Below are 13885 nucleotides of genomic sequence, written 5' to 3'. Positions count from 1 at the left end.
TCGTCGACCCCACGGCCCGGAAGGAAAGGTGGACATGAATGGCGCGCGTGTCCTGGTGGCCGGTGCCACCGTCCGACGTCGTGGTTGTCGGGGGCGGAGCCGCCGGCCTCAGCCTCGCCCACCGGCTGGTCGCCACCGGCGCCGCGACCGTGACGGTCGTGGAACCACCGGAGGGCCCCCTGCGTCCGCCGCAGCGGACCTGGTGCTACTGGGACCACGGTGCCGGTGACTTCGACGAAGCCGTCGCGGCCTCCTGGCCCCTGCTGCGCGTGCACGGCCCCGACAACAGTGCGGTCACCCTCGATCCCGCCCCGTTGAGCTACCGCATGGTGCGCTCCGCAACGTTCGAACGCATGATGCACGCCCGTCTCGCCCGCACGCCCGGCGGGCAGCTCCTGCGTGCCACGGCGGACACGGTACGCAACGTGCCCGGAGGAGCCGAGGTCCGTTGCACCACACCCGACGGTCGGACGCTGACACTCCGCGCCCGGCACGTGTACGACTCGCGGCCCCTGCGCGCCCTGCCCCCGGCCAGGACACGGCTCCTCCAGCACTTCCGCGGCTGGTTCGTGCGCACCGACACCCATCGGTTCGATACCGCGGTCGCCGAGTTGATGGACTTCCGGGTGCCTCAGCCGCGACACGGACTCGCTTTCGGCTACGTTCTTCCACTTGCTGCGGACCGGGCGCTGATCGAGTACACGGAGTTCTCCCGCACCCCGCTGACCACCGCGGCGTACGAAGCGATGCTCGGTCATTACACCCGCGAGATTCTGGGCCTGGGCGCGTTCACCGTGGAGACGGCCGAGCAGGGCGTCATCCCCATGACCGACGCCCGCTTTCCCCGGCGGGTGGGGCCGGCCGTCTTCCGGATCGGGACTGCGGGCGGTGCGACGCGCCCTGCCACCGGCTACACCTTCGCCGCGGTACAGCGGCAGAGCCAGGCCATCGCCGCCGCGCTGCGGGATGGTCGCGGCACCGTGCCCCCACCTCATCGGCGCCGGGCCCTCGCCATGGACGCGGTGCTCCTGCGAGCCCTGGACACCGGACGGATCGACGGCCCCGCGTTCTTCACCGACTTGTTCCGCCGCACACCGACGCAGCGCCTTTTGCGCTTCCTCGACGGCGCCACCTCGATCCGGGAGGAGTGGAGCATCGGACTGCGAACCCCAGTCGGCGCGATGCTCCGCACCGCCGTCGAACTGCCGTTCCTGCCCCGCCGCCCCCACCCCATGCCACGAACCGGAGAGAGCAGCTGATGACACTGCTGCGCGACCACGACCTGGCCCGCGCCTTCGACCACGCGTCCCGCACCTACGACCGCCTCACCGCCCTCAACCCCGGCTACCGCACCGAACTGCTGCGTTCGGCGCGCCGTCTCCGGCTGCCGCTGGACGGTGCGGGTCTGCACATCCTCGATCTCGGCTGCGGTACCGGCGCTTCCACCCGGGCCCTGCTGCGGGCCGCGCCTCGTGCCCGGATCACCGCCGTGGACGCCTCCCGGGGGATGCTGCGACGTGCGCTGACCAAGCCGTGGCCTGCCCGCGTGCGCTTCCTGCACCTGAGCGCCGAAGAGCTGGCAGGGTCGGGTGAAGGACCGTTCGACGCGGTCTTCGCCGCCTACCTGTTCCGCAACGTCACCGACCCGGACGGAGTTCTCCAGACGGTGCGGGCCCTGCTGCGACCGGATGGACGCCTGGCCATCCACGAGTACACCCTCGGCAGCTCACCTATGCATCGCGCGCTTTGGTCGGCCGTATGCCAGGGCGTGATCATCCCGGTCGGCACCCTCACCGGTGACCGAGCCCTGTACAACCACCTGTGGCACAGCGTCCTCGCCTTCGACACCGCTCCCGCCTTCACCGAACGACTGACGCGAACCGGCTTCACCGATGCGCGCGCTCTTCCCGTGGCGGGTTGGCAGACCGGCATCGTGCACACGTTCGTCGCCCACCCCTGCACCGCCACCGCCACGACAGCGGACGCCGGCCGATGAGCACCAGGGGCGACCGTGCCATCATCCGACCCGGCCGCGACCGCAAGTCGGAGGTCCTGATGCCCACGCCAGGCAGGGACCGTTTCGCACGCGAAGACGCACCGTCCGTCGCTGTGGTGGGCGGCGGAATCGCCGGCCTCGCCGCAGCCACCGGGCTGGCCGAACGCGGCGCCCGGGTGACCCTCTACGAGCGGGAGGCGTCCCTCGGCGGCCGTCTCGCCGGCCATCGCACCCGACTGGCGGACGGCTCCGTCGCGACCATGAGCCGAGGATTCCACGCCTTCTTCCGTCAGTACTACAACCTGCGCGGCCTGCTGAGGCGGACCGACCCCGCCCTGACACGCCTCACCCCGCTACCCGACTACCCCCTCAGGCACAGCAGCGGCTTGGTCGACAGCTTTGCCCGCGTCCCGCGCACACCACCGTTCAGCGCCCTGGGGTTCGTCGCCCTGAGCCCCACCTTCCGCTGGCGCGACCTTCCCACCATGGACGCCCGGGCGGCACTCCCGCTCCTCGACGTGCGCGTGCCGGACGTGTACGAACGCTTCGACCAGCTCAGCGCGACCCGGTTCCTGGAACAGGTCCGCTTCCCCGATGCCGCGCACCACCTGGCGTTCGAGGTGTTCTCGCGCAGCTTCTTCGCCGACCCGCGCGAACTCTCCGCCGCGGAACTGCTGCTGATGTTCCACATCTACTTCCTCGGCTCGTCAGAAGGCCTGCTCTTCGACGTACCCAACGAACCCTTCCCGCAGGCACTGTGGGAACCACTCGGTGCGTACCTCCAGCGCCTTGGTGCGGTCATCCGCAACGGCACCACCGTGCGCGGCGTCCACCCTGGCGACGACGGAGGAGCCGAGGTACGCACCGACACCGGCGCCCACCGTCACCAGGCGGTGGTGCTCGCCCTCGACCCCGGAGGACTGAGGCAGGTCGTCGCCGCCTCACCGGGCCTGGGCACCGCCGCCTGGCGCGACGGCATCGCCGCCCTGCGCAGTGCACCGCCGTTCCTCGTTTCCCGGCTCTGGCTCGACCGGCCGGTCCGCGCTGACCGTCCCGGCTTTCTCGGCACCAGCGGGTACGGAGACCTGGACAACATCAGCGTCCTGGAGCGGTACGAGGGTGAGGCCGCCCGATGGGCCGCACGGAACACCGGTTCGGTGGTGGAACTGCACGCCTACGCTGTCGCCACCACTACGGACATGGACAAGGCACAGAACGGACTTCGCGAACAACTGCGGCAGGTGTACTCAGAGACCCGTGAAGCTCGCATCATCGATGCCAGGCACGAGTGGCGCTCGGACTGCCCGCTCTTCCCGGTCGGCACACACCACCGGCGTCCCACCGTGCGAACCCCTCATTCCTGGCTGGTGCTGGCCGGTGACGCGCTCCGCTGCGACCTACCGGTGGCACTGATGGAACGTGCCGCCACCACCGGCTTCCTCGCGGCCAACGCCCTGCTCGCCCGCTGGGGTGTCCGCGGCCAAGTGCTGTGGACCGTTCCCCGGGCGGGCCGCTCGTCCGTGCTCCGGGCACTCAGCTCGCTCGCGGGACGTCGAGGGCACCGGTGACGCCCCGTAGGGCGGGCCGTGAGCACCGGGACAGGCTCGCAGGGCCTGGTCAATCCGGGAACCGTCCGGTGCTGCGCAGCATCCAGCGCCTCTCGGCGTAGGCCAGGTCATCACGCCACAACCGCCCGGCCGCGCGCCGCATCAACGGGCGCAGGACGGGGGCTGCGGCGCGGGCCAGGGCGAATCCGCGCCGCTCCGAGGTGGCGACGACCGCCTCGACCACAGCTGTCCGCGGGTGTTCGTCGGCCACGCCGGTCAGTGGCGTGGCATGCGTCTCCACCACAGAGGAGGCACCCTCCCCGTCGGCGATATGCATGACGACGGTCCGCGGCTCCGGGGCGCTGAACTCTGCCCGGACAGGGACGACGAGCCGACCCGCCACCCGGAAGGAGACATCGACGACGAAGGCGTCGTGCTCTGATTCCTGCGGCTCCTGCACCACCGTCAGGTCGACGAACGAGTACGGGTGGTACCAGGACCCGTGCCACGGGTCGAGCCGGTTGGCCACCACGTCCTCCGGTTCGCAAACGCCCACCGCCGTGAACACGGCATCCACCCCGCTGCCCGCCGCTGGCCGCACCGGCACCACCGGCTGCTCTGAGGGCTCCTCGCCGCCGACCGCGTCCAGCCTCACCCACAGCAGCACTCCGTCGTCGTACACGGGGTACGGCTGCCAGCCGGCGAACGCGGAGCCGTCCAGCGCCAGCCCATGCCAGTGGCACACCAGCCTGCCGCACACCACCCGGCTGTCCCGCAGCGGAGCACCGAGGTGCGGGCAGGCACCCGGGCCCGCGTGTGGTTGGCCAGTCTCCGAGCGCCACACTACGATCTCGATGCCGCTCACCGTCCTGCCGAGAGGTCGCCCACTGGGGCGTACGTCCCGCGAGGCGCCGACCACGAACCAATTGCCGGACGGTCGTGCCGACGCCCGTTTGAGCGCGTCGGCGATCAGCATTGGCCGCGCCTGGCTCCAGGTCGGCGTCTGCTTCGCCCACTCCGGGCCACGGCGCCGCCGAAGCGGTGATGTCCATCGCGCCTTGCCCGCTCGGTCATTCATTGCACGGGTCCGTTCCACTCAAGTGCCGTGCCACCTCTCGCGGCGCGCCAGCGCGCACCGGCCACACGCAGGACACCGGCCGAGGCGGTGGCCGCACGCCGGCCGCGGGAGACCACCGCACGCCGATGCAGCACGGTGTAGTCGTGCCGCGCGATCGCGTCGAGGATGCCGCTGTACAGAGCGAACGCGGTGCGAATGCAGGGGCGCACCCTCGGGTCGAGTATGGCGATGCCCGGTTCCGCCGTCCGGTACACGTCCCTGGTCATGGCCTCGGCCGAGACGAGTGCCGCCCGGATCCGCGAGTCGCGGCGCCTCGTGAGACGGCTCCACTCCAAGAGCGGCCGGTCCACGCCGTGGGCGGCGAGCAGATCTGTGGGCAGGTATACGCGGCCGCGGTCCAGGTCCTCGCCCACGTCCCGCAGGAAGTTGGTGAGCTGGAACGCCACTCCGAGAGCCGCCGCGTGCGGCGCCGCCTCCTCGCGGGGGACGACCGTTCCGAGCACGGGGAGCATCTGCAGGCCGATCACGGCGGCCGAGCCGTGCATGTAGTCCTTGAGATCGGCATAGGTCGGGTAGTCCGTGACGGTCAGGTCGGCGCGCATCGAGGCGAGGAAATCGGCGAACAGCGTGGCCTCGATGCCGTGCCGGGCGGCGGTGTCGGCCAAGGCCCGGACCACTGGTGCCTCTCCGCCGCCGATACGCAGTCCGTGGGCGACATCCCTCTCGAGCCGCTTCAGCAGCCGGTCGCGCTCGTCGGGCGACCGGTGGCGGTCCAGGTCGTCGACGATGTCGTCGGCCCAGCGGGCGAAGCCGTACAGCGCGTGAACCGCCGAACGGCGTTCCAGTGGCAGCAGACGGGTGGCCAGGAAGTAGGTACGTCCGTGGCGGGCGTTGAGCTGTCGGCACCTGGTGTAGGCGGCACGCAGGCCAGGATCGGTGATCCCGGCGGCGTCCAGTTCACGACGAGTCATGAGTACCTGCAGTGCTCGGGGCGAACGGGAGGCTGTCGGTGGCCGGGCGCGGCCGGCCCTGAGGGCGGCGACGAGTGGCGCCGGTGACGCGGGCGGCGGCAAGCTTGCCGCTGATGAGCACGGTCGGGACACCCACACCGGGTGTGGTGCCACAGCCGGCGAGTACCGCATTGTCCAGCCCGCGTACCAGGTTGCGTGGGCGGAAAGGGCCGGTCTGGGCGAACGTGTGGGAGACGGAGAAGGGGCTGCCCGCCGCGTGGCCCTGTGCCGTCCAGTCGAGCGGGGTCACCAGGAGTTCCTCTTCGATGCTGTCCGCGAACCCGTCGAGACCGCGGTGTTCCAGCTCGGCGACCAGGCTGTCGCGGTAGCGCGGGCCCAAGCCCTTCCAGGCTGCGGCGGAGGGGCCGACGGTGGTGTTCGGGCAGGGCGCCAAGACGTAATGGAGGTGGCGTCCGGGTGGCGCCAGGGAATCATCGTGCGTCGTGGGCCGGGTGATCAGCAGGGAAGGATCGCTCATCAGCGCTCCGGTGCGAGTCAGTTCGTCGAAGGTGCGCTCCCACGCGGCGCCGAAGTACAACGTGTGATGGGCGAGTCGGGGCCAGGTACGGTCGGTGCCGGCGTGGAGGATCACCGCGGACGGTGAGTGACGCAGCGGGACCGGGCGCCAGGGCGCCCGCCCGAGGAGTTTGTGCGCGGTGGACAGCTCGCATGTGAGCACCACCGCGTCGCACGGAATCCGCTCACCTGAGGCGAGGTGGACGGCACGCACGCGGCCCGCCGAGCGTTCCAGGAGAGTCACTTCGGTCGAATACCGGAGGTCGGCACCGGCACCGGTGGCTGCGTCGGCCATCGCGCGGGGGAGCGCATACATGCCGCCCTTGGGGAACCAGACGCCGGCCACGGTGTCCATGTAGGCGATCACCGCGTAGGCTGCGAGGGCCCTGGCAGGCGCGACTCCGGCGTACAGAGCCTGGAATGAGAACACCCGGCGCAGGCGCGGGTCGGAGAGGAAGCGTCCGATCCGGCCGTCCAGCCGCCCGAAGCCGCCGAGCAGCGCCAGACGAGCCAGGTCCGGGTGCGCCAGCTGGAAGGGCGAGTCGAAGTTGGTGTCGATGAAGCGCCGCATCTGCGCCCGGTAAAGCTGCTCCAGCCACTGCCGCAGTCTGCGGTAGCCCGCCGCCTCGGCCGGCCCGGCGAAGCGCCGCACCTCGGCCTCCATGGCATCACCGTCGGTGTGCACGTCGAGCCAGGACCCGTCCGCGAAGCCGGCCCGGTAGGCGGGATGCAGGGCCGTCAGCTCGACGTGACGGTACAGGCTGTCGCCGACGGCCCCGAACGCCTCGTCGGCCAAGTGCGGCATGGTCAGCACGGTGGGGCCTGTATCCAATTGGTACCCGCCGAGCCGTAGGCGGCCGGCCCGGCCGCCCGGACCGGCTTCCCGTTCGACGAGCGTCACCCGGCGGCCGGCGCCCAGCAGGTGGAGGGCACACGCCAGACCGGACAGCCCGGCGCCCACCACGACGACATGATCGGTCCGTCCCGTCACTGTTCTCACACGAGCTCCCCGGAGTCCTGAGGGGCCGTACCAGCCGCCCGCTCGACCAGTGCGGCGAACTCCCGCCGCACGGCGGGCTCGGCGCCGACGGCCTCGAAATGCCGCAGACTGCTGGTCGCCAGCTCTGCGATCTTCGTCTCCACCTCGGCCCGGGCTCCCGTCCGTTCGAGCGCCGTCCGCATCCGCTCGACGGCGTGCTCCGAGCGTGCGTCCCCACCAGGGGCGAGCACGGCGGCGTCCTGGGCTCCGGTGGCGTCGGCGAGCCGGAGACCGACGGCGAGAAGATACGTGAGCTTGCGTGAGCGAAGGTCGTCACCGGCTGGTTTCCCTGTCAGCGCCGGGTCGCCGAAGGCCCCGCAAAGGTCGTCACGAAGCTGGAAGGCCAGCCCCGCGCACCGGCCGGCGGCACGCAGCGCGCCGAGAGTGGCTTCGTCCGCGCCGGTCAGCGACGCGCCCAGCGCCATCGGCCGCGCGACCGTGTACAAGGCGCTCTTGAGGATGGCTGTGGTCAGAGCCTCGTCGACGCCGGACGAGCCGCTTGCCTGCGCGTGGAGGTCGCGGTACTGCCCGGCGACCATCTCGGTCCGCATGGCTCGCCACTCGCCGTACAGCCTCGAGCCTTGCGGCGAACCGAGTGCCGTCTCCGTCAGCAGATCGTCCGCCCAAGCCAACGCCAGGTCACCGGCGAGCACCGCAGCGGAAGTTCCGAACGACTCAGCGGATCCGGCCATCCGCGCTGCCGAGTGCCTGCGGGCCATCTCGACGTGCATCGCCGGAGCACCCCGGCGCAGCAGTGATCCGTCCATCACGTCGTCGTGTATGAGGGCGCATGCCTGGAGCAGCTCAAGGGCGGCCCCCATGTGCAGGATGCCCTCGGTGTCGCCCGACCCACCCGCGGCCCGCCATCCGCACCACGCGAATGCCGTACGCAACCGCTTGCCACCGCGCAGTACGAACGCGGCCACGCGGTCTGCCATCCCGTCGGCGAACACCGGATCCGCCTCGTGGGCCTGCCGCAATCGGACATCGAGCACCCGTTTGAGGATGACGTCCACGGCGTTTATGGCCCCCAGGGCGGTCAGCGCGGAATCCTCCGGGCCCGCCGGTTCGGCCACCGTGGGCCGCAGTCCAAGCATGCGCACCCCTCTCTCGCTCTCGCTCACCTGCACACCCCGCCCGTCCGCTGAGTGCCCTCACACGGATGCGCACATCTCTGCCCTGCGTGCGGTCGCCCGTGGGGTGGGCTCACCCCAGTGGCCCAGCTGGATGTGGCTCATGGCGGAGTGTCACCTCATCGCGCACCTGTCGGCGGACTTCGGTCAGGGCGGAGAGCGGGTCGAGCTGCCGCATGCTTGTGCACGGACGTGCCGCCGCAATAGGCCGTTTCGAGCACCCAACGGCGACGGCGTCCCGCTCCCGTTCACAGCGACTGCGATGGGGAAGCGGGAGTGTGTGCACCCGGTGAGCCCAGTTGTCCTTGCCGTCGGGGCCGCACGGCGTCTGCGTCATGGGCGTCCTCGGTCGGTCTCGCCGTCCAGCCCACCGCCCGACGCGCACGTACGTCTCCTGTCGAAGTAGCCTGCGGTGCGGTGTTGGCCGCGGGCATCAATCTTGACGCGTCCGCTACGCCCGAGCCGCCAGCGGCGATACAAGACACGCGCGAGTCCAGCCGTTCAACCAGACGGAGTAGCGGCTTCGCAGGGTGCTCCGAAGAGGTCTGTTGGGCTGAATGCGTACACCTCACCTCCGGAAACGTGACCGTTGAATGGTCGGCTTGGACGTGGCCGGGGGCGGGGCACGACAGGAGAATGCGCGGGTTCCTTCCTCGTCCCGCCATCCACCTCTTGCATGTCTTCGCCCCAAGCGGATGCAGCCAGTGCCCCGCCGGCAGGAACACGTCGCAGGGCTCGACCAACCATGGTCGAGCCCTGCGAAGGTGTGTGCACTGACTCAGCTCACCACCGGTACCAGCGACCGCGGCCACTGCCGGCGGTGGTGGAGCGCATGACAAAGGCGGGGCGATTCACGCGTCCCTGCCACCCCAAAAAGGGTGTCTGGACGGAGGAGCCCACCCAGCTGGGCGCTGCCTCCCAACCCGGCCCTTCAGGACCGGTCAAGTTGGCAGGAACGCGGCCGCTTCTCCCACTGGTGCTCGGCAAAGTTGCATCGGCACCGCCTGCGAAGTCAGCTGGTGGGGTCAGTGTCCGGGTCCGCCGGTTGCGTAGTGGCCGCTGATCTGGTCTCGGTAGGCCCGGTCGCCCAGGTGCTTGTTCTTGTCGAATTCCGGTGCGCTCTTGATCTGCTCCTTGGAGCGGGCGACGCTGATGTTCCTCGCCTCGTGGTCAATGGCGGTGATCGTCGCTGCCGGGAGCAGGACCTCCTTGCCGAAGATCCATACGCCGGTGTCGACGATGATGTACTGCGATCCGACGTCGCTGGAGTGCTTGTCGACCTTGCCGATGTGTCCGTCCGCCGCCTCCACCGCATAGCCGGTCAGATCGGCATCGGGGGTGTGGCCCGCTGTCGGCGCGTAGTGCCACATGTGCTCAAGCATGGTCGCCCTCCATAGGTGCTCGTCGGGGTGCCCGCGCATCCCGGTTTCGACTCCGGGGGCTCCATCTGTCCGTGGAGCGGGTCGGCAAACCCCTGATTGACTTTCGAACGGAGGCAGGCGGCCGGTACGTCGTAGACCGATCCGTTGGCTGCGGCGTACAGGGCAGCGGGCCCGACAGCCGGGACGAATACCGCCTCGACGACCTGCGCGACCGCCTCACCGGCACCGACTGGGCCGACGACGAGGGCCGACGTGGCTTGTGGGGCTCGGGCCGGTGCCTCCCACACGAGGGAGACTTCTGTTGCGCCGAGGTGGAGCGCGAAAGGTCCTGCACCAGTAGGAGGCCCGGTTCGGGGCGGTGCCTGCCGGTCTCGTCGGTCTGCTGCCAGAGAGGGACCAAGACACAGAGGGCCAGCGGCCCCCGGTGAGGTCCAGTCTGCGGGCATGGGCGAAGCCCGCCAGACGCTGTGTGTGCTCGATGGGCCATCTCTCCAGGTCGGATGCGACGTGGTGGATGTTGTGCTCAACGCGGTGGCGTTCGGCCACGGTGCCGAGGCTCTGAGCCAGGTTTCCGTTCGCCCATTGCCCAGAGTACGCAGCACGGTCACGATGCCCTTCGCGATCCTTCTCCGCCCTCGGGTGGTGCTGTGCGTGTGCGGGGCGTGCGCCGCTGACCCCTTGGTGGTGAGGGGCCCTTCCGGGTGCCGGCGGGTGCGGACGTGCCAGTGGTCGGGGCGAGCAAGACCGTGCCGGCGGCCCGTTGCCGCAGGGTGAGAGCCGCGGGAGCGGTCTTGGGGAGTGGCTGCTTGGAGACGGACCTGCGCCGAGGCAGGCGTAGTGGGGGCTTGTCCAGCAAATGGCACCGTGTCGTGCGCCCTGGGCGAATGGCGCCATGAGCGGGACCCGGGGGTTTACCGGACACGAGGCCGGGGAGCTGTCAGAAGAGGGGGCGGCCGTAGATAAGGGTGTCGTCACCGGAGGTCGCAATGATCATCCTCGGAGTTATTCTGCTCATTATCGGCTTCTTGGCCGGCATCAGTATTCTCTGGACCATCGGAATCATCCTGGTCGCGATCGGGGTTCTCCTGTGGATTCTGGGGGCGGTCGGGCACGCGGTCGGCGGCCGACGGCATTACTGGTAGGGGACGCGTAGCCGGTGCGGCCAAAGCGCTCGATGCGCGCCGCCGGCACACGTTCCCGGCGGCACGAATCGGGCGCCAGTATCGGTGAGGTTTTGCTAAGTCACGCTGTGAAACCGTCCCACCGAGCCACAGTCCCAGCTGACGGAATGCCTGGTTACGGATGGCAACTCATACGCCGGTACGTCTCCCGTGCCCGCAGGCACCCGGCAGTGACTTCGCCAGGCTGTCGAGGGATGTCGCCGAAGCCGGGCTCATGCGTCGTCGGCCCGGCTACTACACGGTCCGCATCACGGCGGTGGCAGCGCTCTACGCGGGCGGCTGGACCGCTTTCGCACTCGTCGGCTCCAACTGGTGGTCATTGGCCATAGCTACTTTCCTCGCTGTCGTTTTCGGCCAGGTCGCCCTCCTCGCCCACGACGTGGCCCACAGGCAGGTGTTCCGGCTCCGCAAGGCAAGCGAACGATTCGGCAGAATTGCCGGGAACGCGGGCATTGGGATGGGCTACGGCTGGTGGCAGGACAAGCACACACGCCACCACGCCAATCCGAACCACGAAACGCTCGACCCCGACCTCATCCCCGACGTGCTGGTCTGGTCGCAGCGCCAGGCCCGCGCGGCGAAGGGACTTCCTAGGCTGATCGGGCGCTCGCAGGCGTGCCTCTTCTTTCCTCTGCTCACGCTGGAGGGGTTCAACCTGCATGTGATGGGGGTGAAGTCCCTGGCTAAGCGGTCGATGAGGAACCGCGCTCAAGAAGGAACCCTGCTCTTCGCCCACTTCGGGCTCTATCTCAGTGCACTGTTCCTGGTACTGCCGCCCGGTATGGCGATCGCCTTCCTCGCCGTTCACCAGTGCCTGTTCGGCATCTACCTCGGCTCCATCTTCGCGCCGAACCACAAAGGCATGCCCATTCTGACCGGCGGGGACCGGCCCGACTTCCTTCACCGTCAGGTGCTCACCTCGCGGAACGTACGGGGCGGACGGTTCACGGACGTGGCACTCGGCGGTCTCAACCACCAGATCGAGCACCATCTGTTCCCCAGCATGCCCACCCCGCAACTACGCCTCGCGTGCCCCATCGTCCGCCGGTACTGCAAGGAACTCGACATCCCCTACACAGAGACCGGTCTTGTCGCCTCCTACCGGCAAGCCCTCAAGAGTCTCCATGAAGCCGGGGCCCCGATCCGGGACGCTCGCCACCAGGCCTGAGCGGCTCCCCGGGATCATTTCTCCCGGTCGTCATCGGCTTCCTCGTCGTCCCATTCGCCTTCTTCGTCTTCCTCCGCGTCCTCTTCCTCTTCCTCGTCCGCGCCCTCGTCGTCGTACTCGTCGTCACTCTCGGAGTACTCGGCCTGCGCTTCCTCCTCTTCCAGCGCCTCTTCGTGCGACATGACGACTTCGCCGTCCCGAATTTCACCGCGCCAGCCTTCGGGCTCTTCCTCCGCGAAAGTGACGTACCTCTGGAAATGCTTGAAGTCCAGCCTCATTCGGCGGCCCTGCACCCGCCACAGATTGCCGGTTTTCTCGAAGAACCCGGACGGGTAGTACTCCACAACCAGGACGATGCGCGTCAGTGTCGGCGTGAGTTCGTGGAAACTGACAGCGCCCTTGGTCGACCCCTTCGCACCTTCGGAAGTCCAAACGATCCGATCGTCCGGTATCTGCTCCTGAACGGTCGCCTTGAAGCTGCGCGAGGATAGGCCGACCTTGACCTTCCAGTCACTGGTCATCTCGTCGTTCTTCGAGACGCCGTGAACGCCCTTGGTGAAGCTGCTGAACTCCTCGTACTGGGACCAGTAGTCGTAGGCCGTGCGAAGCGGCACACCCACGTCGAGGACCTCGATGATGTTCATACTCTTGCCACTGCTACCGGACTTGCCCTTGCCGCCGCCAAAGACCTCCTTGGCCTTGTCGACGACGCTGTCCTTGATGCCTGTGGCCTTCTCGGACAAAAAAGCCTTCACGGGAGACTCGCCCCCGAGGATCCGCGAGCCGACCTTGAGCAGTGACCCGCCGTTGTCGGCGACGTCGGTGAGTTGATCAGTGACGTCCGTGAGCTTGTCACCGGCCTTCTCCGCAAGCCGCTCGACCTGTGCCCCGAGGAACCCCGAAAGGGCTTCACCCAGCCCCCCCACCCCCGAGTCCCGCTCCGGCTGCTTCGTATCCTTCGCGGCCATGATGGCTACCTCCGACGGTCGGGGCGCTTGGACGCCTTCTTCGCCGCCCGGCCTGAAGACGCCGTTTGTCCGGCCTGCCCGGAAGAACGCTTACTGGTGGCTGACGCCTTGGCAGGGGCTGCCTTCCTCGCTGTCGGCTTCGTCGCGGAGGTCTTCTTCCTCCGAGCAGACGGGCTTCTCTCACGCCTGGACGAGGTACCCCTCTCAGGTCGATCCTGCTTCCGGGAGCTTCTCCGCTGCCGGCGGTCGGGTTCCGACTCCTCTTCTTCCTCGAACTCCTCGTCCGGCTCTTCCTCTTCCTGCTTGCCGAGGTCGGCAGTCCGGTCACGTAGCGTTTCCGCGAGAGTGCCCATGCCGCGGGTCGCAGCAGCTGTCACTGCCTTACGGCCCGCGTCGAGGAACTCACCTTTCAGCTGGTCCTGTAGTTCGGCGACCTGCGGGATCTGCCCCAGCCTGCGCATTCCCTCGGCAGCGAGCTGTCGCGGCTCGAGACCGAACCGCCGGCCCGCCAGATACGTCCCCACGCTCAGGGCGAGCTTGCCCTTCTTCGTACGGCCCAGTACGTATCCGCCGGCTATGGCCGCGGCGAGAGCCATCTTGGTCTGATCATCCATGCACGTCACCTTCATCGTTCCCTCAGGAATCGCCCGGCCCGCAGCGCACCACCGCTGTCAATGGGCCAGCGATCGCGCTGGGGCCGATTTCGGGAGCGGAACGTAGGGGGCACCTGGCCCTGCTCGTTCGGGCAGGACCGGCCGCCTACAGTTCGAGAATTTCCGCTCCTGGGCGGCCCGGCACCCTCCCTCGATGCCGGTCCTACTCACCAGTTTCGCCTGAATCGCGTCGGTCGCATCTCGAAGACCTGCT

Annotated in this window: 12 protein-coding genes; 5 read left to right on the top strand and 7 right to left on the bottom strand. The window is 69.1% G+C overall.

Translation table 11 applies throughout. The annotated features are described in order from the left end of the window. The first annotated feature begins 38 nt into the window (after positions 1-38). Genes ACFV6V_RS16275 through ACFV6V_RS16265 form a run of 3 tightly spaced genes read left to right on the top strand, consistent with a single transcriptional unit; the run spans position 39 to position 3564 of the window. Complete coding sequence (locus tag ACFV6V_RS16275) at positions 39-1259, top strand: lycopene cyclase family protein (RefSeq protein WP_385564920.1); 1221 nt, start codon at positions 39-41, stop codon at positions 1257-1259. Further along, positions 1259-1996, top strand: a complete 738-nt coding sequence (locus ACFV6V_RS16270; protein ID WP_385564917.1) for a methyltransferase domain-containing protein — start codon at positions 1259-1261, stop codon at positions 1994-1996. Before ACFV6V_RS16275 ends, ACFV6V_RS16270 begins: the two co-directional genes overlap by 1 nt. Then, positions 1993-3564 (top strand): FAD-dependent oxidoreductase, encoded by a 1572-nt coding sequence (locus ACFV6V_RS16265; protein WP_385564914.1) that lies wholly within the window; start codon positions 1993-1995, stop codon positions 3562-3564. Before ACFV6V_RS16270 ends, ACFV6V_RS16265 begins: the two co-directional genes overlap by 4 nt. A gap of 49 nt (positions 3565-3613) precedes the next feature. Here ACFV6V_RS16265 and ACFV6V_RS16260 read toward each other — a convergent pair whose 3' ends face one another. The 5 genes from ACFV6V_RS16260 to ACFV6V_RS16240 all read right to left on the bottom strand — a co-directional run bounded on the left by ACFV6V_RS16260 (position 3614) and on the right by ACFV6V_RS16240 (position 9701). Continuing rightward, on the bottom strand, positions 3614-4621 hold the full coding sequence (locus tag ACFV6V_RS16260) for a DUF5914 domain-containing protein (RefSeq protein ID WP_385564911.1): 1008 nt from the start codon (positions 4619-4621) through the stop codon (positions 3614-3616). Next, positions 4618-5592: a phytoene/squalene synthase family protein gene (locus ACFV6V_RS16255; protein ID WP_385564908.1), complete on the bottom strand. Its 975-nt coding sequence runs from the start codon at positions 5590-5592 to the stop codon at positions 4618-4620. The genes ACFV6V_RS16260 and ACFV6V_RS16255 overlap by 4 nt, the downstream gene beginning before the upstream one ends. Further along, on the bottom strand, positions 5579-7147 hold the full coding sequence (gene crtI, locus ACFV6V_RS16250; protein WP_385564905.1) for a phytoene desaturase family protein: 1569 nt from the start codon (positions 7145-7147) through the stop codon (positions 5579-5581). Before crtI ends, ACFV6V_RS16255 begins: the two co-directional genes overlap by 14 nt. Further along, entirely contained in the window at positions 7144-8283 is a 1140-nt protein-coding gene (locus ACFV6V_RS16245) for a polyprenyl synthetase family protein (RefSeq protein ID WP_385564902.1), read from the bottom strand. The genes crtI and ACFV6V_RS16245 overlap by 4 nt, the downstream gene beginning before the upstream one ends. 1061 nt (positions 8284-9344) lie before the next feature. Next, positions 9345-9701 carry a PRC-barrel domain containing protein gene (locus ACFV6V_RS16240; RefSeq protein WP_385564899.1) on the bottom strand — a complete coding sequence of 119 codons (357 nt, stop codon included), beginning with the start codon at positions 9699-9701 and terminating at the stop codon, positions 9345-9347. A gap of 986 nt (positions 9702-10687) precedes the next feature. On the opposite strand from ACFV6V_RS16240, the gene ACFV6V_RS16235 reads away from it, so the two are divergent. Together ACFV6V_RS16235 and ACFV6V_RS16230 are read left to right on the top strand one after the other, a co-directional pair. Next, complete coding sequence (locus ACFV6V_RS16235) at positions 10688-10843, top strand: DUF6131 family protein (RefSeq protein WP_385564896.1); 156 nt, start codon at positions 10688-10690, stop codon at positions 10841-10843. 160 nt (positions 10844-11003) lie between these two features. Beyond that, on the top strand, positions 11004-12050 hold the full coding sequence (locus ACFV6V_RS16230; RefSeq protein ID WP_385564894.1) for a fatty acid desaturase family protein: 1047 nt from the start codon (positions 11004-11006) through the stop codon (positions 12048-12050). Between the two features lie 14 nt (positions 12051-12064). On the opposite strand, the gene ACFV6V_RS16225 is transcribed toward ACFV6V_RS16230, so the two are convergent. Continuing rightward, entirely contained in the window at positions 12065-13018 is a 954-nt protein-coding gene (locus ACFV6V_RS16225; protein ID WP_385564892.1) for an SRPBCC family protein, read from the bottom strand. Between the two features lie 5 nt (positions 13019-13023). Beyond that, entirely contained in the window at positions 13024-13632 is a 609-nt protein-coding gene (locus tag ACFV6V_RS16220; protein ID WP_385564889.1) for a hypothetical protein, read from the bottom strand. Between the last annotated feature and the right edge of the window lie 253 nt (positions 13633-13885).

It is taken from the genome of Streptomyces sp. NPDC059828 (genome assembly GCF_042731955.1).
In the GTDB taxonomy this organism is placed as follows: domain Bacteria; phylum Actinomycetota; class Actinomycetes; order Streptomycetales; family Streptomycetaceae; genus Streptomyces.
Note: the sequence above shows the minus strand (reverse complement) of the source record. Positions and strands in the feature narration are given on the sequence as shown.

Bases quoted from the DNA above. Each gene is read 5' to 3' on its own strand.
- ACFV6V_RS16275 (WP_385564920.1), top strand. From the start codon at position 39: ATGGCGCGCGTGTCCTGGTGGCCGGTGCCACCGTCCGACGTCGTGGTT.
- ACFV6V_RS16270 (WP_385564917.1), top strand. From the start codon at position 1,259: ATGACACTGCTGCGCGACCACGACCTGGCCCGCGCCTTCGACCACGCG.
- ACFV6V_RS16265 (WP_385564914.1), top strand. From the start codon at position 1,993: ATGAGCACCAGGGGCGACCGTGCCATCATCCGACCCGGCCGCGACCGC.
- ACFV6V_RS16260 (WP_385564911.1), bottom strand. From the start codon at position 4,621: ATGAATGACCGAGCGGGCAAGGCGCGATGGACATCACCGCTTCGGCGG.
- ACFV6V_RS16255 (WP_385564908.1), bottom strand. From the start codon at position 5,592: ATGACTCGTCGTGAACTGGACGCCGCCGGGATCACCGATCCTGGCCTG.
- ACFV6V_RS16245 (WP_385564902.1), bottom strand. From the start codon at position 8,283: ATGCTTGGACTGCGGCCCACGGTGGCCGAACCGGCGGGCCCGGAGGAT.
- ACFV6V_RS16240 (WP_385564899.1), bottom strand. From the start codon at position 9,701: ATGCTTGAGCACATGTGGCACTACGCGCCGACAGCGGGCCACACCCCC.
- ACFV6V_RS16235 (WP_385564896.1), top strand. From the start codon at position 10,688: ATGATCATCCTCGGAGTTATTCTGCTCATTATCGGCTTCTTGGCCGGC.
- ACFV6V_RS16230 (WP_385564894.1), top strand. From the start codon at position 11,004: ATGGCAACTCATACGCCGGTACGTCTCCCGTGCCCGCAGGCACCCGGC.
- ACFV6V_RS16225 (WP_385564892.1), bottom strand. From the start codon at position 13,018: ATGGCCGCGAAGGATACGAAGCAGCCGGAGCGGGACTCGGGGGTGGGG.
- ACFV6V_RS16220 (WP_385564889.1), bottom strand. From the start codon at position 13,632: ATGGATGATCAGACCAAGATGGCTCTCGCCGCGGCCATAGCCGGCGGA.